Below are 20,786 nucleotides of genomic sequence, written 5' to 3' on the forward strand. Positions count from 1 at the left end.
ACCTCCTCCTCACCACTCCGCGAAGGAGCCGTCGTCGTGGGTCCACAGCGGGGGCCGCCAGCGGTGGCCCTTCCGGTCCGCCCTTCGCACCGCGTCCTCGTCCACGTCCACGCCCAGCCCCGGGGCGTCGGTCCTGTGGATGTGCCCGTCGGGGAAGGCGAAGACGTCGGCGTCCAGGACGTAGTCGAGCAGTTCGGCGTCCCGGTTGTAGTGGATGCCGATGCTCTGTTCCTGGATGAGGAAGTTGGGGGTGGCGAAGGCGACCTGGAGGCTCGCCGCCAAGGCCAGGGGGCCGAGCGGGCAGTGCGGTGCCAGAAGGACGTCGTAGGTCTCGGCCAGGGAGGCGATCCTGCGCACCTCGGAGATCCCTCCCGCGTGGGACAGGTCGGGTTGGGCGACCGCGATGCCGGCCTGGAGGGCGGGGAGGAAGTCGCCGCGGCCGAACAGGCGCTCTCCCGTGGCGATGGGCACCGGGCTGCACCGTACGACGTCGCCCAGCAGGTGCCCGTACTCGGGCAGCACGGGTTCCTCCACGAACATGGGGCGCAGGGGTTCCAGCAGGGGCAGGACCCGGCGTGCGGTGGCCGCGTTGAAGCGGCCGTGGAAGTCCACGGCCACGTCCCGGTCCGGGCCCAGTACCTCGCGTACCCCGGCCAGCCGCTCCACGACGCCGTCGAGCTCGCGGACGGTGGCCGAGCGGCCCATCACCCCCGAGGCGTTCATCTTCACGGCGGTCAGACCGGACTCCACGCGCGCGGCGACCGAGTCCGCCAGTTCCGCCGGGTCGTCACCGCCGACCCAGCCGTACACGCGCACCTTGTCTCGGACGGGGCCGCCGAGGAGTCGGTGCACGGGAACGCCCAGGGTCTTGCCCGCGATGTCCCACAACGCCTGGTCGAGCCCCGCGACCGCGCTGGACAGCACCGGCCCGCCCCGGTAGAAGGCGGCCTTGGTGAGTCGCTGCCAGTGGTATTCGATGGGGGCGGGGTCCTGGCCCAGGAGGAGATCGGACAGCTCCTCCACCGCGGCCCGCACGGTCTCGGCCCGGCCCTCCACCACGGGCTCGCCCCAGCCGACGATCCCGGCGTCGGTCTCCACCCGGCACATCAGCCACCGGGGCGGCACCAGGAAGGTCTCGATACGGGTGATTCTCACTGTGGTCTCTCCAGTCGATCTTCGGTCGCGTCGTACTCGGTGACGCGAAGCTGGTCCGCCCTGGCCTGGGCCAGCAGGGAACGCATGGCGGCCTCGGCCGCGAGGGGATCGCCGGCGACGACCGCCTCGGTGACCGCGCCGTGGCTGGGTACCGGATCGCCATGGTCGCCCCCGTGGACCAGGCGGTCGCGTTCGGACAGCCCCGCGGCGAAGAAGACGTCCGTGCGGGTGAACAGCTCGTTGTGCGTGGCGTCCAGCAGGGCCCTGTGCCAGCGCAGGTCGGCCCGCACGGCGGCTTCGGCCGGTCCCTGGACCGAGGCCGCGATGTCGGCGAGCGCGGCGCGCAGCTCGACGACGTCGGCGTCCTCACGGCGTCCGGCCGCCAGCCGGGCGGCGGCCGGTTCCAAGGCGTCACGCAGTTCGGCCAGCTCCTGGAAGAAGACGTCGCCCGCCCCGGCGGCGATCCGCCACCGGACCACGTCCGGGTCGAGCAGGTTCCAGTCCCCTCGCGGACGCACGAACGTCCCCTTCTTCTGCCGCGAGCCCACCAGGCCCTTGGCCGCCAGAACCTTGATCGCCTCGCGGAGCGCGGTCAGGCTCAGGTCGAGTTCCTCGCTGAGCGCGACCAGGTCGATCGTCTCCCCCTCACCGAACCCGCCGGAGAGCAGGCGCTCACCCAACAACCGCACCGTCTGGCCGTGCACACCGCGTCCCGAATAGGCCGCCATCACTTCCTCCGCTCCAGGCGTCCGGTCACGAGGACGCCTTGTAGATACTCCACCCTCCGTCGACCGGGACACTCGCCCCGGTGACGTAGGAGGCCTCGGCGGAGGCCAGGAAGGAGATGACGGAGGCGACCTCGTCGGGGTCCCCGAAGCGGCCCGCGGCGGTCTGGGCGACGCTGGCGCGACGTTCCTCCTCCCCCACCCCCTCCCAGGCGGCGGTGAGGACGGGCCCGGGCAGTACGCAGTTGACGCGCACCCGCGGACCGTATTCGACGGCGAGTTGGCGGGTCAGGGCGGTGAGGCCGCCCTTGCCGGTGGCGTAGGCCGGTCGGCCGGGCAGTCCGAACCAGGCGTGGACCGAGGAGGTGACGACCACGCTTCCCTCACGGGCGATCAGGTCGTCCAGGCAGGCGCGAACCCCGAGGAAGGCCCCGGTGAGGTTGACGGCCAGTTGGCGCTCCCAGGAGGCGAGTGTGGTCTCGTGGGCGGGCGCCTCCTCGAACGTGTAGGCGTTGGAGACGAGGACGTCCACCGGACCGAAGGCGCTTCGGGCCTGGGCCACGACCCGATCCCAGGAGGCTTCGTCGCTCACGTCCGCCCGCACGGCCAGCGCGCGTCCGCCCCGCGCACGGATGCGTTCGGCGGCCCCCTCCAGGCTCGGGGACAGGTCGGTCATCACCACCGCGGCCCCCTCGGCGGCGAGGCGGCGGGCGGTGGCCTCGCCGATGCCCCGTGCCGCTCCGGTGACCACGGCGGTCACTCCGTCGTGCCTGGTCTTGGTCATGTCTCTCCCTTACGGTACGAACTCGACGTCGGTCGCGGTGTGCTCGTCGGCTCCGGGGATCGGGGCGGCCCAGTGTGTCGGCTCTCCCGGCCGGGTCCGGGCCACGACGTGTCCGGATGCCCGGTGGAGGAGGTCGCCGGAACGCAGGGCGGTGAAGGTCCCGGCCAGCCGCCCTCCCCGGGCGTCGAACCCGGTCCAGTGCGGTGGCTCGCTCCAGAAGCCGTCGGGGACCACCTCGGAGACAGGTTCGGCCCCCGCACCGAAGCCGAACTCGATGCCCAGGGTCGTTCGTCCCCCCGGTGCGAGCTCGGTGCGCGGCCCCAGTGCCTCGACCTCGGTCACCCGGTCCACCGGGTACAGCCCGCCCAGGTGCTCCAACGGTCGCTCCACCGGCACTTCCAACCAGACCTCGGCCCGGGACCCGGAATCGGGGTAGTCGGCCCCCTCGTTCACGTCGAAGCGCTGGGTGAGCGTGCCCGAGGCGCCCACGTGGGCCAGCCATCCGGACGCCGTGGGGAAGCCGACCTTGCCGACGACCTCCTGCGAGGGCACCCGCATCACCCGGGGCGTGTGTTCCACCACGCGCGGGTGGCCGTTGCCGGCGATGAGCGCGACGACGTGGGGCCCGTCCCCTCGTACGCCCACGAAGACGCCACCGGCGTCCTCCCTCGTGGCGGGCGCGCCGTCGATCTGGGTCACGTTCCACAGCGCCCACCGGCGCACCGTGTCGGAGACGTTGACCGCCTCCAACTCCAGCCGGTAGCCGGCGACGCCCGGTTCCAGGGTCAGGCGACGGCGTAGGCGCAGGCCCGACCTCGGGTCGTCCCCACTGGTGAGGGTGAGCGTGACGGAGCCGTCCGGCGCGGAGGCGATCTCGACGGCGTAGTGGCCCGAGTCCAGGACGGAATCGGGCGGACCGGCCCACTCGTGGGGGCCGTCCCACCCCTGGGGCGCGGGCCAGGTCTTGTCGCCGCCGACGTTGTTCCAGGCGCTCATCGGCCCGTCCACCGGGCCGAGCACCACGCCTTCCACGGGGCGCAGGTCCTCGTCCAGCAGACGGGAGTTGCGGTACAGGTGTTCGTGTCCGCGATGGCGGACCGACAGGACGCGGCCGCCCAGTCCGGGCGCCGCGACCAGCCGGACCGGCCCGTTGTCGAGCACGATCAGCTCGCGCGCGCCCGAACCCTCATGGCGGACCTCGACGGGACTCATCCTTCCTCCCGATTCACCAGGCACACCTTGCCCCGGCTCTCGCCCGCGGCGAGCCGGTAGGCGGTGTCGGCCTCGGTGAGATCGAAACGGTCGGAGACCACGCGTTCCGGGGACAGCCCCCACCGGACCAGGTTCACCGACAACTCGGCCATGGCCGGTAGCGAGGTCACCCAGGAGGCGTACAGGGTGAGCTGCTTGTGCAGGAGGGTGTCGGACACCTCGGTCTCCAGCGTGCCGCCCTCGCCTACCAGCGAGACCCGTCCCCACTCGGCCGCGTTCTCAAGGGCCAGGGAGCGGCCCGGGCGCGAGCCCGAGCAGTCGATGACCGTCGCCGCGCCCCGGCCGGCGGTGGCCCGACCGATCGCCTCGGCCGCCTCCGCCGGTGCGGCGAGGGTGTCGAAGACGTCCAGGTCGGCGGCCCACGCGCGGCGCCGCTCGTTGGGTTCCACCCCGATGACCCGGGTGGCTCCCATGCCCCGGCCGATCATGCCGGCGGCCAGGCCGACCGGTCCCAGGCCGACGACGAGCAGGTCCCCGTCGCCGTCGACCCCGATGCGCCGCAGCCCTTCGTAGGCGGTGCCGAACCCGCAGGCGATGAGCGCCCCGTCCACGAAGGAGAGTTCGTCGGGCAGGGGGACGCAGGTCGATTCCTCGGCCAGCAGGTACTCGGCGTGGCCGCCGTCGCGCTGCCAGCCGTAGGAGGCCCGGTCGGGTGCCGTGCAGCTGATCATGTAGCCGCGCCGGCAGTTGTCGCACAGCCCGCATCCGGCGATGTGGTAGACGATGACCCGGTCTCCCGGGCCGAACCTTCGGCACCCCGGACCGGCCTGGACGATGGTCCCGGAGGGTTCGTGTCCCGCGACGACGCCGCGGTAGGCGGGCCCGTCGACGCCGCGGTGGGTCTTGTGCTCGTGGTAGATGTAGCCGATGTCGCTGCCGCAGATGCCCGAGGCCCCGACCCTCAACAGGACCTGGCCGGGTCCGGGCTCGGGCACGGGCAGGGTCTCCACGACCGCGGTGGAGTCGCCGGGCAGGCGTACCCCGCGCATGGTCGGGGGCGGGGTGTTCGGGTCCGTCACGTTCATGTCGATGTTCCCCCGTTCGGGTCAGGCGAGTCGGTTGGCGGCGCTGCGCCGGCTGATGACGACGTTGATCAGGACGGCCCCGACGATGATGAGGCCGCGCACCACGTCCTGGAAGAACGAGTTGACTCCGAGCAGCACCAGACCGTTGGCGATGACGGTGATGAAGACGACGCCGAGGAAGGTGCCCCCGAGCGAGCCGCGTCCACCGGCGAGCGCGGTGCCCCCGATGACGACGGCGGCGATGACGTCGAACTCCAGGCCCGCCGCGGCACCGCCGTTGCCCGAGCCCAGACGTGCGGCGAGCAGCACACCGGTGATGGCGGCGAGCAGCCCGGTGGTGGCGAACAGCAGGATGCGGACCCGGGCCACGTTGAGCCCGGCCAGTTGGGCGGCGGCCGCGTTGCCGCCGGTGGCGTACACGGACCGACCATAGGCGGTGTACTTGGCCACGTAGGCGAAGACCGCGAACAGCACGAGCATGACCAGCGCGGCCGTGGGCACACCCAGGACGGACCCGCCGAGCACGTCGAACAGGGCGCTCTCGGGCAGCGGCACGGGTAGCGCGTCGGTCATGTACAACGCCAGCCCGCCCAGCACGCTCCACAGGCCCAGCGTGGTGATGAAGGAGGGCACGTTGAACCGGGCTCTGAGCCACCCGGCGAGCGCGCCCCACAGCAGACCCATGGCCAGGGTGAGCAGGATGGCGCCGAGGACTCCCAGGTTCCACTCCGTGGCGCCCTTGGCGACGATGACCGAGGCGAAGGCCACGGCCGGGCCGATGCTGATGTCGATCTCCCCGGCGATGATCACCAGGGTGACGCCCCAGGCCGCGATGCCGATCGTCGCGGCGTTGCGCAGCAGGCCGAGTTGGTTGTCCATGCTCAGGAACCCGGAGGCGGAGAGCCCGAGGACGATGTAGAGGATGAGGATGGCGGCCAGGAGGCCGATCTCGTTGAGGCGGTGGCCGTAGCGGCCGATGAGGTCGCCACGGGCGGAGACCGCTTCGCCGGTGACCTTGGTCGTGGTGGTCATTGTTACCTCGCCCTTCACGCCGCCATCGCGGCGGCCATGATGTTGTCCAGGGTGATGTCTTCGCCGGTGAACTCGCCTTCCAGGCGGCCACCGCGCAGGGCCAGCACGCGGTCGCACACGAGCGGGAGTTCCTCCAGTTCGCTGGAGACGAAGAGGACCGCGGCACCCTGCTCCGCGAGTTCGCGGACGATCGCGTAGATCTGGGCCTTGGCCTCCACGTCCACGCCGCGGGTGGGCTCGTCCAGGAGCAGGATGCGGCTTCCGGCGTGCAGCCAACGGCCGATGACGGCCTTTTGCTGGTTGCCGCCGCTGAGGTTGACGATGGGGGTCTCGGGTGTGGCCGCCTTGATGGACAGCCGATCGATGAGGTCGCGTCCGATGGAGGAGACCCGTGAGGGAAGCACGGTCCCGGCCCGGGACGCCCCTCCGTACCAGGTCATGACCATGTTCTCGGAGACTCCGAGAAGGGGGACCACGCCTTCTCCCTTGCGGTCCTCGGGGGTGATGCCCACGCCCAGGCGCCGCATCGTGCGCGGGGTGGGGCGGGCCACCGGCCCGCCGTCCACCTCTACGGTGCCCTGGGACGGGGTGAACCCGGCCAGCGCGCGCAGGAGTTCGGTGCGCCCGGACCCCATGAGGCCGCCCAGGCCCAGGACCTCACCGGGGTGGAGGTCGAAGGAGACGCTCTCGACCTTGGGCGGGACCGCCAGGTCGCGGACCGACAGCAAGGGCGTGTCCGAGAGGGGACTCCGACGCCGTGGCACGGTCTCCGCCTCCTCGGCGCGTTCGCCGAGCATGAGGGAGACGATGCGCTCGGTGGTGGCGCCTTGGATCGGCACCGTCTCCACGATGGCGCCGTCGCGCATGACGGTGACGGTGTCGGCGACGCGGCGGATCTCGTCCAGGCGGTGACTGACGTAGATGACGCCCACTCCGCGTGCGGCCACGCGGGTGACGGCCTCCAGGACGGCCTCCGCCTCGGCCGCGGCCAGGGCGCTGGTGGGTTCGTCCAGGATGAGGAGTCGGGGCCGGGACCGGAAGGCGCGTGCGATCTCGACGAGCTGTTGTTGGGCCAGGGGCAGCTCTCCGACGCGGGTGCCGGGAGAGATGCGCACTCCGAGTTCGGTGAAGATCTCCTCGGCCCCGGACGTCATGGCGGCGTAGTCGATGCGTCCACGTCCCTTGGGCCAGGACCCGAGGTAGAGGTTCTCCGCCGCCGAGAGCTCCGGGACCAGGCTGAGTTCCTGGTAGACGGTGCCCACGCCGAGCTCGGCGGAACGGCGGATCCCACCCTCTCCGAGGGGGAGGTCACCGATCTCGATCTCGCCCTCGTCGGGGGTCTCCACCCCCGCCAGCAGCCGGATCAGGGTGGACTTGCCGGCTCCGTTGCGGCCGAGCAGGGCGCGGACCTCTCCGGCGTGGATCTCGAAGTCCGCGTGGTCCAGGGCGGTGACTCCGGGGTAACTCTTGGTCGCGCCGCGCACGCGGGCCACGACCTTCGTGGCGGGTGCCGCCTCGACGGGGTTGTCGCTCATGGGTGCTCCATGGATGGGACGAAGGATGGACGGGTGGTCGGGGAAGAACCGTCAGGGGATGCCCTCCGGATGGGTCTGGAGCCACTCCTCGCCGTCCTCGGGTGTGGTGTAGAGGTCGATGGGGGCCGGGGTGACGAACTCGTCGGACTCCTCACCCGCGATGACGCGCTCGACCGTCTCACCGGCCAGGAGTCCCACCTCGATGCCGGAGATGTCGACGTTGGCCTTGAGGATCGTGTGGTCCGACAGCGCGCGGGCGGCGTCGGTGGACATGTCGCTGCCGAAGACCACTACCTCGCCCTCCGCACCGCGGTTGCCCACGGCGCGGACCGCGCCCATGGTGGCTCCGCCGGCCTCGCCGTAGAAGGCGTCCAGGTCGGGGTGGGCGGTGAGGAGGCGCTCGCCCACGTCGACGGCCTCGTCGATGGTGGCGCCCTCCTGGTTGGCCACGATCCGCGCCTCGGGCAGGCGATCGAAGAGCGCTTCCTCGAACCCCTCGCGGCGCTGTACGCAGACCTCGACGAACTCGCAGTTGAGGACGGCGATCTGCGGATCCTCCACCCCTTCGCCCTCGAAGTGGTCCGCGGCGGAGTCGCCGAGCAGACGTCCGAACTCGTGGGGATCACCGAGGATGTAGGAGGTCACGTACTCCTGGGCGGCCTCGTCCTCGATGCAGGTGTTGTAACAGATCACCGGCACGCCGCTCTCGTGGGCCAGGCGCAGGGCCGGGACCGAGGCGGTGGCCGAGACCGGTGACAGGACCAGGGCGTCGACGTCGGCCGATGAGGCGACGTCGACGAAGGTGCTCTCCTCCGAGGCGTCGCCGCGGGCGTTGAGCTCCAGGAGTTGGAGTTCGCGTCCGGAGTTCTCGGCGTAGTCCTGCATGCCCTGGCGGACACCCGCGTAGAAACCCTGCGCGTCCATGTAGACCACGCCGATCCGGCCGTCCTCTCCGAGCCGGGCGCCGCATCCGGCGAGTGTCAGCACGCACAGGATGGCGGCGAGCGTGGCGAGCGCGCGGCCCGGGGGGCGTGGCGGTCGTCTGCCCATGGGGGTCCTCCTTGACGTAGGGCGTACCGCTCACCTGCGCGGACGCCTTTATCGACTGCGCCCGAGCATCGCAGAGTGACCTATGTAACGTCAAGAATAAATACTAATTAATTATTTTACGGATGGCGGTGCCGGCCCCTGACCCCGAACGCACGTCGGGGAGGCTCCCCGAACGGGAGCCTCCCCGGAGCACCGCCTCGCGCTACTTCACCGCCCCCGCCGACAGTCCGGACACGAGGTAGCGCTGGATCAGCATGAACGCGATGACCACCGGCAGGGAGATGGTCAGCGATGCCGCCAGGAGCTGGTTCCACAGCGTGTCGGTCTGGCTGGTGTAGAGCTTGAGCCCGATGGAGAGCGTGCGGGTCTCGGTGTCGGTCAGCACCGACGCGAACAGCACCTCGCCCCAAGCCGTGATGAACGCGAACACACCGACCGCGATGATGCCGGGCCTGGCCACCGGAAGGATGACACGGACCAAGGCGCCGACCCTGGTGGTGCCGTCGATCATCGCCGCCTCCTCCAACCCCTCGGGGATGGCGCTGAAGTACCCGGCCAGCATCCAGATCGAGAACGGCAGGGCGAAGGTCAGATAGGTGATGATCAGCCCGAGGTAGGAACCGGTGAGCTCGATACCGATGAGGTCCTCCACCCGCACGAAGATCAGGAAGAGCGGTAGCAGGAACAGGATGCCCGGGAACATCTGTGTCGAGAGCACCGTCATGCTGAACAATCGCTTGCCGCGAAAACGCAGTCGCGACAGCGGGTAGGCCGCGAGTACCGCCACCAGCAGCGCCAGGACCGTGGCCGTGGTCGTGACGATGAGGCTATTGACGAGATAGCTCGCCAAGGGGATCGTCGTCCACATGTCCACGAACGGTTGGAAGGTGATCCGGTCGGGGAACCACGTGAACGTCCCCCTGACGTTTTCCAATGGCTTCACCGAGGTCACCACCAACACATACAGCGGCAGCACGGTGAACACGGTGAGAAAGGTCAAGACGACCCTTCGAAACCAACGGAACCCCCTGGTCTCAATCATTGCCACTCCCCTTGGGCAGCACCATTCGGACGTACATCGCCGACGCGACGATCAACACGACCAGCAACATCACGCTCATCGCGGCGCCCAACCCGAAGTTCCAGTTGACGAAGGAATGCTCATAGATGAGTGGCGATATCAATCGTGCGCTCTCGGGCGAGGTATCGCCGAAGAGCAGATAGGGGATGTTGAACTCATTGAACGTCCACAACCCCATGACGAGCAGGACGACCAGGTTCGCCGATCGGACCATGGGCAGCGTGATGTCGGTGAACCGTTTCCATGTCGAGGCGCCGTCGATGGCGGCGGCCTCGTAGACGTCCGCGGGGATGCTCTGTAGCGCCGCCAACAACATCAGGAACGCGAACGGCCACAGGCGCCACACCGACACGATCACCAGCACCCAGAACGCGTTCTCACCGATGAGCCAGAAGGGACGTTCGTCCAACAGGCCCATGTCCTGCACCAGCACGCGGTTGACCATGCCGTCGCGCTGGTTGAACATGAACGCCCAGAGAATGGCGGCGACGTAGACCGGCAGCGCGTAGGGCACCAGGAACAGCGTGCGAAGCACGCCGCGCCCCCGGAACCTCGTGTTCAGCGCGACGGCCGCCGCCATGCCCAGCGCCCACGACAACCCCACCACCAGCACGGTGTAGACGATGGTGCGGATGAGGCTTTCGAACAGGGCGTTGCCCAGGGCGCTCCCGGGGTCGAGGCCGCGTACGAAGTTGTCGAACCAGACGAACGGTGCCGTCGTCCATCGCCGGATGGTCAGCTGCGTCAGCGAGGTGAACGCGATGTAGATCCCCAGAAGCATGGGGATGATGTGGACCAGCAACTCCAGCACCGCCGCCGGCAGGATCATGCCGTACGGCAGGAACCACCCGGGTCGGCGCGACCGTCGCCGGTCGGACCCGGGCGCGGCACCGGACCGCGGTTCTTCGGTGAACGACATCTGGTGCCCTCCAGGGGTACGCCGCTCAGTTCGCGGCGTCCATCTCGGCCTCGGCGTCCTCCATGGCCTGACGGACGTCGGCCTCGGTGATCTCGCTTCCGGTCGCTATGTCGGCGAAGATCCCACCGATCGCCGCACCGAGCACCGTCTCCATCTGTCCCTCTTCGGGGATCAACGGCATCGGTTCGGAGTGTTCGGTGAGGATCCGTTGGAAGGTGTCCATCGACTCGTCCTGGAGGTCTTCGTTGTCGTAGGACTCGGTGGCCACCGGCAGCGTCTGGAACTCCTGCGAGAGGTAGACCTGCTCCTGCGGGCTGGTCAGGTGCTCGACCAACCGCAACGCGCCCTCTTGGTCGTCGGTGTCGTTGAAGACACTGATGTTGATGCCGGCCGCGAGGCTCTGAATCGGATCCCCCGGAAGCGGGTCGAGCATGGGCACCTCGGCGATCTCGTAGTCGTCGAAATCGCGGGCGGCCATGGTGGTGCGGGCGCTGCCCTGCACGATGATCATGGCCGAGCGCCCGTCGACGAAGTCGCTGATGGCCTGGGTGCCGTCGCTGAACTCGGCGCTACTGGGGTCGACGACGTCCTCCACGGCCATCAGGTCCACCCACTGCTTGACCGCGGCGACCTGCTCGTCGGAGGAGAACGTGGGCCCCTGCTCCGCCCACAGGTGTCCGCCCTGCTGCCGACCGAGGATGAAGGCCATGTGGGAGTTCTGGCGCTCGTTGCCGCCCTCCAGCCCGAATCCGTACTGGTCGATCTCACCGTCGTCATCGGTGTCACGGGTCAACTCGTTCGCGGTGTCGACGAACTCCTCCCACGTCGCGGGCGGCTCCTCGATGCCCGCCTCCTCGAACATGGTGGGGTTGTAGAACAACGCGTAGGACAGGCCGTAGAGCGGCACCGACGTCGGGGGTTGTCCCTCGGCGCCACCGGTGGCGAAGCTGGTGGTGACGAAGCGTTCCTCTCCGCCCACCGCCTCCAGTTCCGCGCCCTCGAAAGGCACGAAGGCACCCGTCTCTTGAAGGCTGGCCGCCCAGGTGTTGCCGATGTTGAGCACATCGGGCGAATTGCCGCTACTGACCGCGGTGAGGATGCGGTTGTACAACTCACTCCAGGGGACGACCTCCAGTTCGACCTCGATTCCGGTCTCCTCCGTGAAGCGGTCGAGCGCGGGCTGAAGGACCTCCAGGTCCTCCTCCACACTCGCGCCCTGATTACTGGCCCAATAGGTCAGGGTCTCGCCCTCGGAACCTTCGTCGGGACCGCAGGCGGTCAGTGCGGCGACGAGTCCGAGCGCGGTCGAAGCGGACAACACCGCTCTGGCGGAAATCTTCACGACCGTCTCCGTTTCCCATTGGTCATGCGCACCCGCCCATCACCGACGGTTCGGAGCGCAATGGAATCGACCGGCCACGTGTTCTCCGATCGGCCTCCGACCAATCAGGTAAACCGGTTTACCGCGCAAGTGTAAGTGAGATCTCGCGGACATAGCAGAGGTGGTTGTGAAACCGTTACTCGGGCGGGTCCGGCCGCCCGGAGGACTCCCTCAGACAAAGCTCACCGGTCATCACGGTCGACAGCGGCGGTTCCTGTCCCTTGAGCATGTCCAACAGAATGCGCGCCCCGGCGCTGCCCAGCGCTCGATGCCTGCTACGGACGGTCGACAGCGGCGGCGAGACGAACGAGGCCAGGGGGATGTCATCGAATCCGGCCACCGCCATGTCGTCGGGGACGGCCAGTCCGGCCTTCCCCAATACCGAGTAGCCCCCTACGGCCATGATGTCGCTGCCGTAGAAGATGGCCGTGGGGCGTTCGTCGACGTGCAGGTCGATGAGGCGTTGTGTGGCCCGGGCCCCACCCTCGATGGTGTAACCCCCCTGTTCCTCGACCGGGCCCGGTTCCAGCCCGAACTCGCGGACCGCCCGCTCCCAGTGACGCCTGCGCTGGAAGGCGTGCAGCATGTCGGGGGCACCCTGGACATGGGCGATACGACGATGGCCCGCCTCCACGAAGCGCCGCACGAGACCGCGGATCGCCTCCTCGGAGTCGATGGTGACGGAGGGAAGGTCCGTGGAACCCTCGGGCACACCGACCACGACGGCGGGCGCGCCCATCCGGCGCAACAACTCGGGACGACCGTCGTCCACCCGCAGGTCGGTGACGAGGAAACCGTCGACGAAGCGGTCATTGAACAACCGCTCATAGGTCGCGGTCTCGGTCCGCGTGTCGGGCACGAAGCGGATGACGGTGGCGTGCTCCTCACCGGAGAGCACCGACTCGATACCCGACAGGACCGAGGGGAAGAACGCGTCGAAGTCGAGTATCTCGGGGGAACGACGCACCACCAGACCGATGGTGCCCAGCGGCTTGCCATTGAGCGCGCGTGCGGCGTAGCTCGGGCTCCAGCCCAGCTCCACCGCCGCCTGACGAATGCGCTCACGGGTTTCGGAGCTGGCCCCGGTGCCGCTGTTCAAAGCCCGCGACACCGCGCCCTTGGACACGCCCGCTCGTCTGGCGACGTCACTGATCGTGGGACGCTTTCGTCCCGGGTTCCCACTCGTCATAGGTGGGATGATAGTGGGACCGGGGTCCACGCCCCGATCGGCCATATCCGGGCGCGGATCCCCGACTCACCCCTGGGCACGGGGTTCGTCGTGCAACGGTTCCACGGGCGGGGCGGTGCCGCCCTGGAGTTCGTGCTCCAGGGCGTCGAGTTCGGCGCCCCCGGCCATGTGGTGGGCGAGTTCCTGCGGCGACAGGTTCTCGCGGGGCTCGTCCAGTTCCACCGCGCCCAGTTTGAGCACGGTGAAGTGGTCACCGACCAGGTGGGCGTGGTGGGGGTTGTGGGTGATGAACACGACGCCCAGTCCGGCCTCGCGTGCGGCGTTGACGTACTTGAGCACCACCCCGGACTGTTTGACCCCGAGCGCGGCGGTGGGCTCGTCCAGGATGAGCACCCGCGCCCCGAAGTAGATGGCGCGGGCGATCGCCACCACCTGGCGCTGTCCACCGGACAGGTGACCCACGGGCGCGTCGATGTCGGGCAGGTCGATGCCGATCTTGCGCAGTTCGGTGTCGGCGATGGAACGCATGCGCGCCACGTCCAGCATCGACAGCGGGCCCCGCCCTCGACGGAGTTCCGAACCGAGGAAGAAGTTGCGCCACACCGGCATCAGCGGCACCAACGCCAAGTCCTGGTAGACGGTGGCGATGCCCCGGTCCAGGGCCTGGCGCGGCGAGGTGAACGTCACCGGTTCGCCGTCCACCAGGTACTCCCCCGTCGTGGGCCCGTACAGGCCGGACAGGATCTTGATCAGCGTGGACTTGCCGGCGCCGTTGTCGCCGAGCACGCAGGTGACCCGTCGGGCGTGAACGCGCAGGTCCACACCGGTCAGGGCACGGATGTTGCCGAAGTGGCGATGCACGCCGCGCAGCTCCAGCAGGGGTGTGTCGTCGCCCATGCTCACCTCCGATCGGCCTGGGTGCGCACCCAGCCGTTGATCACGACGGCGGCGAGCAGCATCGCGCCGACGAAGAACATGACCAGGTTGTTGTCCCAACCCGCGTAGACGATGCCCTGTCGGGTCATCCCGTAGATGAACGCGCCGATGGCGGCGCCGATCACCGTTCCATAGCCGCCGGTGAGCAGGCATCCGCCCACGACGGCGGCCATGATGTACAGCAGCTCGTTGCCCACGCCCTCGCCGGACTGGACGGTGTTGAACGCGAAGAGCAGGTGCATGCCGGAGAACCAGGCGAAGAAGCCCACCGTCATGAACAGGCCGATCTTGACCCCGGCGACGGGAACGCCGACGGCACGTGCGCTTTCGGCGTCGCCGCCCACCGCGTAGATCCAGTTGCCCACGCGGGTGCGCACCAGCACCCAGGTGGCCAGGGCCACGAACAGCAGCCACCACAGGACGGTGATCCGCACCGACACCCCGCCCACGGGGATGGTGGAGGCGAACACGGTCCGGGCCGACTCGAAGCCGTCCATGTCGGAGATGTCGCGGGTGGACACTCCCCCGGTGACCAGGCGGGTGACCGCGATGTTGACGCCCTGCAGCATGAGGAACATCGACAGGGTCACCAGGAAGCTGGGCAGTTTGGTGCGGGTGAGGATCCATCCGTTGAGGAACCCCACCGCCAGGGCCACCGCGAGCGCGAACAGGGCGCCGACCCACACGTTCAGCGAGAACCACCAGGCGAACATGGACGCGCTCAGCGCGGAGGTGATGACGGCGACCCCCGCGGACAGGTCGAACTCGCCGCCGATCATCAGCAGGGCCACGCCCACCGCCATGATGCCGATGGTGGAGCCCGCGTAGAGCACGGTGGCCATGGCCGAACCGGTGCGGAAGGGTTCCGCGATGGCGAAGAACACCGCGAACACGACGACGGCGCCCAGCAACGACCCGACCTCGGGGCGGGTCAGGAAGCGACGCAACGGACCCCGTCGTCCCACGCGCAGTGTCTTCTCCCCGCCCTCGGCGGCGGGCGGCACCTTAGGTACCACTGTGCTGCCCATGGTCAGCGCGTTCCTCTCTCCGCGTACTCGGCGACCTCGTCGATGTTGGTCTCGTCGATGAACGCCGGTCCGGTCAGGACGGGTTCTCCGCCGCCCAGGGTGTTGCCGTTGGTGCGGTACAGCCACAGCGACTCCACCGCCATGTATCCCTGTAGGTAGGGCTGTTGGTCCACGGCCCACAGCACGTCGCCGTCCTGCAGGGCGGCGACGAGTTCGGCGTTCGTGTCGAAGGTGGCGATGGCCGCCTCGCTGCCGGCGTCGTCGACGGCGTCCAGCGCGGTGATGGCGATCGGGGCGCCCAGGGCGGCGACCAGATCGATGTCGGTGGACTCCTCCAGACGGGCGGCGATGGCCGAACGCGCCTCGGGCATGTTGGCGCTGTCGACGTAGAGCGTCTCGGAGTCGCCGTCGAACTCCTCGGTCAGACCCTCACAGCGCGACTCCAGGCCCACGTTGCCCTGTTCGTGGATGACGCAGACGACGTTCTCCAGGCCCTCCTCGTCGAGGCGTTCGCCGAACGCCTCACCGGCCAGATACTCGTCGGTGCCGAAGTACTGCTGCACGCCCAGGTCCTGCCATTGTTCGATACCGGAATTGAGGGCCACGACCGGGATGTCGGCGGCCTCCGCGGCGGCCAGCGCCCCCTCCATCGCCTCGGGGCTGGGCAGGGTGACGGCGATACCGTCGACGCCGCGGTCGACGGCGTTCTGCACCAGGCTCGCCTGTTCACCGGCCTCGGGGTCGGAGGCGTACTCCAGTTCGACGCCGCTCTTCTCGGCGGAGGCCTCGGCGCCGTTGCGCACGATGTCCCAGAAGGTGTCGCCCTGCACCTGGTGGGTGATCATGGCGATGGTCAGGTCGACGTTCTCGGTGTCCTGCGCGGACTGTTCCCTACCGCCCTCGGAACTACAGGCGGTGGCGAACAGGAGCGCGCCCGCGGCTCCCAGGGCCATGGCCCGAGTGGTGGGTGTACGTCGCATCGTTGGCCTCCGGGGGATCATGTCGAATGGATGTGGGGGTGGTTCAGGGCAGCCGTTGGTGGCGTGCGCCCAGACCGCACCCGTTCAGGTAGCGGCGAGTGCGTTCGGCGATCGGCCTGGGCACGTCGAAACCGCAGGGGTACAGGTCCTGCTCGACGATGACGAACACCCGGGCGTCCACCTCGGCGAGGGCGTCGACCACCGATGCGGGCGAGGGCACCCCGGCCGGGGGTTCCACGCACACCCCACGTCGGACCGCCTCGCCGAAACTCAGTCCCTCAGTATCCACCTGCCGCAGGACCTCGGGGTCCATCTGCTTGATGTGGACGTAGCCCACCCGCTCCCGGTAACGCCGGATGAGGTCGACGGCGTCACCGCCCCCGTAGGCGACGTGGCCGGTGTCCAGGCACAGCGACACCAGGTCGGGATCGGTGGCGTCCAGGAACCGTTCGATCTCGTCCTGGGTGCGCACGTGGGTGTCGGCGTGCGAGTGCAGGCACAGGCGCACGTCGTACTCGTCGATGAGGATCCGGCCGAGTTCGTCGGCGGTGCGGGTCAGGTGCCGCCACTGGTCGGCGTCCAGGGTGGGCGACTCGGTGTACTCGCCGGTGCGCTGGTCTCGGTACATGGGCGGGATGAACACCAGGTGGTGGGCGCCCACGGCCGCGGTGAGCGCGGCGACCGTGCGAGCGGTGGCGAAGGTCTCCTCGCGGTTGTGCGCGTTGTGCAGGTCTCCGAAGACGGTGCCGCCGCTGACGCGCAGGTCCCGGCGGCCGACCTCGTCGGCGAGCCGGGCCGGGTCGGTGGGCAGGTAGCCGTAGGGGCCCAGTTCGAGCCACCCGTAGCCGGAGTCGGCGAGTTCGTCGAGGAACCGGGGCCAGGGGATCTGGAGGGTGTCGTCGGGGAACCATACGCCCCAGGAGTCGGGGGCCGAGCCCAGGACGAGGTGGTCGTGGACGGTGCGGGGTCCGGTGGGTGCCGCTGTGTCGGTCATGGCTGCTCCTCGCGGGGGGCTCACAGGTGGTGGCGACGGGTGCGCCGGTGCCGCCGGTATTCGTCGTGGGCGTTCCTGGTGGTGTCGAGGGTGGACACCTCGGCCACGGGCACGTCCCACCAGGCGGTGGTGGGCGGTCCGGGCGCGTGGGGGTCGGTGCGCAGGTGGACGACGGTGGTGGTGCGGGCGGCGCGGGCCTCGCGCAGGGCGCCGGCCAGGTCGCCCGGCTCCTCGACCCGGATGACGTGCGCGCCGAGACTGGCCGCGTTCGCGGCCAGGTCCACGGGCAGTGGGGCCCCGTCCAGCAGTCCGGTGGTGGGGTCGCGGTAGCGGTAGCCGGTGCCGAAGCGTTGGGATCCCACGCTCTCGGACAGGGCGCCGATGGAGGCGAATCCCTGGTTGTCGACCACGACGATGACGATGGCGACGCGTTCGGCGACCAGGGTGGCGATCTCCTGGGCGAGCATGAGGTAGGAGCCGTCGCCCACCAGTACGAACACGGCCCGGTCGGGGGCGGCCAGTTTCACGCCGAGTCCGGCGGCGATCTCGTAGCCCATGCACGAGTAGGCGTACTCGACGTGGTAGCCCTTGGGGTCCCGGGCCCGCCAGAGTTTTTGCAGGTCGCCGGGCATGCTCCCGGCGGCGTTGACGACCACGTCACGGTCGTCGAGGACGTCGTTGAGGGTGCCGATGACGGCGCTCTGCGCGGGCAGGCCGCCGTGGGGTCCGGCGCGACGGAGGTGATCGCTCTCGGCGACCCAGTCGTCGGCCAGCGCGCGGGAGCGGTGTTCGTGGTCGGAATCCACCCGCCATCCGGCCAGCGCCTCGCGCAACGCGGTGAGGGTGGTGCGGGCGTCGGCGACGACCTCGGTCGCGGCGAGTTTGGCGGCGTCGAAGCGGGCGACGTTGACGTTGACCAGGCGCACGTGCGGGTGCTGGAAGAGCGTGCGGCTGGCGGTGGTGAAGTCGCCGTAGCGGGTACCGACGCCGATCACCAGGTCGGCCTCACGGGCGAGTTCATTGGCCGAACGCGCGCCGGTGGAGCCGAGCCCGCCCACGGCCCGCGGGTGGTCCCAGGGCAGGGCGCCCTTGCCGGCGTGGGTGTCGGCGACGGGGATACCGGTGGCCTCGACGAAGGCGCGCAGTTCGGCGGTGGCGCGCGAGTACACCACCCCTCCCCCGGCCACCAGCAGGGGACGGCGGGAGGCGCGGATCGCCGCCACGGCACGGGCCAGGGCGGCGGGTTCGGGTACGGGGCGGCCCACGTGCCAAAGACGTTCGCGGAAGAACTCCAGGGGCCAGTCGTGCGCCTGTGCCTGGACGTCCTGGGGCAGGCACAGGGTGACGGCGCCGGTCTCCACCGGGTCGGTGAGCACCCGCATCGCGGCCGGTGCGGCGGCGAGGAGCTGTTCGGGTCGGCTGAGGCGGTCCCAGTAGCGGGAGACGGGGCGCAGGGTGTCGTTGACGGAGACGTCGCCGGCGCGCGGATCCTCCAACTGTTGCAGGGCCGGATCGACGGCGCGGCTCGCGAACATGTCCGAGGGCAGCAGTAGGACGGGGACCCGGTTGGTGGTGGCCAGGGCGGCGCCGGTGACCATGTTGGTGGAACCGGGGCCGGTGGAGGCGGTGCAGGCGTAGGTGGAGAGCCGGTCGGTGGCCTTGGCGTACGCGGCGGCGGTGTGCACCATGGCCTGTTCGTTGCGGGCCAGACGGTAGGGCAGGTCCACCTGCGCGGTGACCGCGGCCTGGAGCAGGGCCTGGCCGATTCCGGCGACGTTGCCGTGGCCGAATATGCCCCACACGCCGGCGATGAGACGGTGGCGTTCGCCGTCGCGTTCGGTGTACTGGGCGGCCAGGAAGCGCACCAGGGCCTGGGCCGTGGTGAGCCGGACGGTATCGGTGGAATCGGTCGACCCGGGCCGGTTCACGTCCGACCTCCTCTGCCTCGGTGCGAGCTGAACGGCAGCCGGGAATCCATCGGCTGTCGGGCCCAGGTGTCCCGGACCCAGGCGTGGGAGGGGTGGTCGCTGATCCGCCAGGCGCGTTCGGTCCCGGGGCCGGCCATGACGTTGAGGTAGTACATGTCGTAGCCGGGCGCGGCCATGGACGGCCCGTGCCAGCCGTGCGGGATCAGGACCACGTCCTCGCTGCGCACCTCGGCCATGACCTCGATGGGTCGTCTCTCCGTGCCGTGCACCCGGTGGTAGCCCACCCCGTGTCCGTGCGGCCCATCGGAGATCTCGAAGTAGTAGATCTCCTCCAGCTCGGACTCGGTGGCGGTGACCTCGTCGTGTTTGTGCGGCGGGTAGGACGACCAGTTCGCCGAGGGGGTCAGGACCTCGCACACCAGGAGACGGTCGGCGGCGAAGGTGCCCGGCAGGCACAGGTTGTTGACCTGGCGGCTGCTCTGTCCGGCCCCGCGCAGTTCGACGGGGACGTCCTCGGCGGGTCCGTAGCGGGCGGGCAGGGCCCGGTCGCAGCGCGAGGCGGGCAGGGCGAACCGGCCTCCGTCCCGGCTGGTGATGGTGGCGCGGGCGTCTCGTGGCAGGTACACGAAGTCGCTCACCCGTGAGAACACGTCGTCGCGGCCCTCGACCTCGAAGACCATCGAGTCCAGGGCGACGGTGCAGCCGCCCTCCAGCGGTAGGACGAGGGCCTCGGAGTCCCCGGTGGTGATCCGAGCCGAATGCCCGGGTGCCAGTTCCAAAACCCGCAGGCCCGAATAGCCCCACCCCGCGGTGTCGGGGGTGACCACGGTGCGGAACGGCGGTTGGGCGGTGCTCAGCGCGGACAGGTGGTGTTCGGTGTTCACAGCAACCCCACAGCGGTGTCGACGGCGGCCTCGACGTCGTCGTCGGCCGGATACAGCAGGGACCGGCCGACGGCCAGCCCGATGACGGTCGGTGGCTCCAGCGCCTTGGCCCAGCGGGCGTAGGCGGCCTCGGGGTCGGCGGCGACCTCACCGCCAAGGATGACCGTGGGCAGTGTCGTGGCGGCGGCGACACGCTCCATGTCCTCGATCGCGGGGAGTTTGAGCCAGGTGCGCGCCGAGGAGGAGCCGAGACCGGCGGCGATCGTGGCGGCGCGGGTGACGGACTCGATGGACAGGTCGTTGCGCAGTCCCTGGCCGGGTCCGTCCGGCCGGCGGGACACGAAGGGTTCGACCATCGCGACCAGTCCGGTCTCGGCCAGGTCGGCCACGGCCCGGGCGCAGTGTTCCAGGGTGCGTGCGGTGCGGTCGTCGGCGTAGTCCAGGCGCAGCAGCATCTTGCCGCCCTCGAAGCCGGAGCGTGCCAGGCCGTGCGCTGTGTAGCCGGTGAACCGGTCGTCGACCTCCCAGTCGGCGCCGGCCAGACCTCCCCGGTTCATCGAACCGAACACCGCCTTGCCGTCCAGGGCGCCCAACAGGAGCAGGTCCTCCAGGACGTCGGCGGTGCCCAGGACCCCGGTCACCCCGGGGCGGGCCAGGGCGGCGCACAGGCGGGAGAGCAGGTCGGCGCGGTCCGCCATGGCCAGGGGGTGCGCTCCGGCGCGCAGGGCGCCGCGGGCGGGATGGTCGGCGGCGATGATGAGCGCCCGCCCCGAGGGGCCCACGGGGGTGGTGGGGCGTCTTCGTCGAGCGGCGGCGTCGGTGATGGCGGCGGGATGGAACAGACGGGCGCGGGTGAGTTCCCGGACCTGTTCGCGGGTGATGGCGGAA

19 protein-coding genes are annotated in these 20,786 nt (G+C 69.9%); all 19 read right to left on the reverse strand.

The window, feature by feature from the left end; genetic code table 11:
* Nucleotides 1–9: 9 nt before the first annotated feature.
* A complete protein-coding gene (gene dgoD / locus ABZ717_RS13460; RefSeq protein ID WP_358509086.1) occupies nucleotides 10–1,155 on the reverse strand; it encodes a galactonate dehydratase in 1,146 nt (381 codons plus the stop codon).
* Complete coding sequence (locus ABZ717_RS13465) at nucleotides 1,152–1,883, reverse strand: FCD domain-containing protein (protein WP_358509089.1); 732 nt, start codon at nucleotides 1,881–1,883, stop codon at nucleotides 1,152–1,154. Before ABZ717_RS13465 ends, dgoD begins: the two co-directional genes overlap by 4 nt.
* A gap of 25 nt (nucleotides 1,884–1,908) precedes the next feature.
* Nucleotides 1,909–2,664, reverse strand: coding sequence for an SDR family NAD(P)-dependent oxidoreductase (locus ABZ717_RS13470; protein WP_358509091.1), 756 nt, complete (start codon nucleotides 2,662–2,664; stop codon nucleotides 1,909–1,911).
* A 9-nt stretch (nucleotides 2,665–2,673) separates the two neighbouring features.
* A complete protein-coding gene (locus ABZ717_RS13475; RefSeq protein WP_358509094.1) occupies nucleotides 2,674–3,876 on the reverse strand; it encodes a hypothetical protein in 1,203 nt (400 codons plus the stop codon).
* Nucleotides 3,873–4,961, reverse strand: coding sequence for a zinc-binding dehydrogenase (locus ABZ717_RS13480; protein ID WP_358509097.1), 1,089 nt, complete (start codon nucleotides 4,959–4,961; stop codon nucleotides 3,873–3,875). Before ABZ717_RS13480 ends, ABZ717_RS13475 begins: the two co-directional genes overlap by 4 nt.
* 21 nt (nucleotides 4,962–4,982) lie before the next feature.
* Complete coding sequence (locus tag ABZ717_RS13485; RefSeq protein ID WP_358509099.1) at nucleotides 4,983–5,993, reverse strand: ABC transporter permease; 1,011 nt, start codon at nucleotides 5,991–5,993, stop codon at nucleotides 4,983–4,985.
* Between the two features lie 14 nt (nucleotides 5,994–6,007).
* Entirely contained in the window at nucleotides 6,008–7,528 is a 1,521-nt protein-coding gene (locus ABZ717_RS13490) for a sugar ABC transporter ATP-binding protein (protein ID WP_358509102.1), read from the reverse strand.
* A gap of 51 nt (nucleotides 7,529–7,579) precedes the next feature.
* Nucleotides 7,580–8,578 carry a substrate-binding domain-containing protein gene (locus ABZ717_RS13495; RefSeq protein WP_358509105.1) on the reverse strand — a complete coding sequence of 333 codons (999 nt, stop codon included), beginning with the start codon at nucleotides 8,576–8,578 and terminating at the stop codon, nucleotides 7,580–7,582.
* Nucleotides 8,579–8,780: 202 nt separating this feature from the next.
* Complete coding sequence (locus tag ABZ717_RS13500; protein ID WP_358509108.1) at nucleotides 8,781–9,578, reverse strand: carbohydrate ABC transporter permease; 798 nt, start codon at nucleotides 9,576–9,578, stop codon at nucleotides 8,781–8,783.
* A 34-nt stretch (nucleotides 9,579–9,612) separates the two neighbouring features.
* Nucleotides 9,613–10,578 (reverse strand): sugar ABC transporter permease, encoded by a 966-nt coding sequence (locus tag ABZ717_RS13505; protein ID WP_358509111.1) that lies wholly within the window; start codon nucleotides 10,576–10,578, stop codon nucleotides 9,613–9,615.
* Nucleotides 10,579–10,603: 25 nt separating this feature from the next.
* Nucleotides 10,604–11,920, reverse strand: a complete 1,317-nt coding sequence (locus tag ABZ717_RS13510; RefSeq protein WP_358509114.1) for an extracellular solute-binding protein — start codon at nucleotides 11,918–11,920, stop codon at nucleotides 10,604–10,606.
* 175 nt (nucleotides 11,921–12,095) lie between these two features.
* Nucleotides 12,096–13,148: a LacI family DNA-binding transcriptional regulator gene (locus tag ABZ717_RS13515; protein WP_358509117.1), complete on the reverse strand. Its 1,053-nt coding sequence runs from the start codon at nucleotides 13,146–13,148 to the stop codon at nucleotides 12,096–12,098.
* Nucleotides 13,149–13,214: 66 nt separating this feature from the next.
* Nucleotides 13,215–14,045 carry an ATP-binding cassette domain-containing protein gene (locus ABZ717_RS13520; RefSeq protein WP_358509120.1) on the reverse strand — a complete coding sequence of 277 codons (831 nt, stop codon included), beginning with the start codon at nucleotides 14,043–14,045 and terminating at the stop codon, nucleotides 13,215–13,217.
* A 2-nt stretch (nucleotides 14,046–14,047) separates the two neighbouring features.
* Complete coding sequence (locus ABZ717_RS13525) at nucleotides 14,048–15,112, reverse strand: ABC transporter permease (RefSeq protein ID WP_358509123.1); 1,065 nt, start codon at nucleotides 15,110–15,112, stop codon at nucleotides 14,048–14,050.
* Between the two features lie 2 nt (nucleotides 15,113–15,114).
* A complete protein-coding gene (locus ABZ717_RS13530) occupies nucleotides 15,115–16,092 on the reverse strand; it encodes a substrate-binding domain-containing protein (RefSeq protein WP_358509126.1) in 978 nt (325 codons plus the stop codon).
* A 43-nt stretch (nucleotides 16,093–16,135) separates the two neighbouring features.
* Nucleotides 16,136–17,086 (reverse strand): TIM barrel protein, encoded by a 951-nt coding sequence (locus tag ABZ717_RS13535; protein WP_358509129.1) that lies wholly within the window; start codon nucleotides 17,084–17,086, stop codon nucleotides 16,136–16,138.
* Nucleotides 17,087–17,106: 20 nt separating this feature from the next.
* Nucleotides 17,107–19,014, reverse strand: a complete 1,908-nt coding sequence (gene iolD, locus ABZ717_RS13540; protein WP_358509131.1) for a 3D-(3,5/4)-trihydroxycyclohexane-1,2-dione acylhydrolase (decyclizing) — start codon at nucleotides 19,012–19,014, stop codon at nucleotides 17,107–17,109.
* Entirely contained in the window at nucleotides 19,011–19,898 is an 888-nt protein-coding gene (iolB, locus tag ABZ717_RS13545) for a 5-deoxy-glucuronate isomerase (protein WP_358509134.1), read from the reverse strand. The genes iolD and iolB overlap by 4 nt, the downstream gene beginning before the upstream one ends.
* On the reverse strand, nucleotides 19,895–20,779 hold the full coding sequence (locus ABZ717_RS13550) for an aldolase (protein WP_358509150.1): 885 nt from the start codon (nucleotides 20,777–20,779) through the stop codon (nucleotides 19,895–19,897). The genes iolB and ABZ717_RS13550 overlap by 4 nt, the downstream gene beginning before the upstream one ends.
* Nucleotides 20,780–20,786: the final 7 nt, after the last annotated feature.

Source organism: Nocardiopsis sp. NPDC006832, from assembly GCF_040635885.1.
Classification (GTDB): domain Bacteria; phylum Actinomycetota; class Actinomycetes; order Streptosporangiales; family Streptosporangiaceae; genus Nocardiopsis.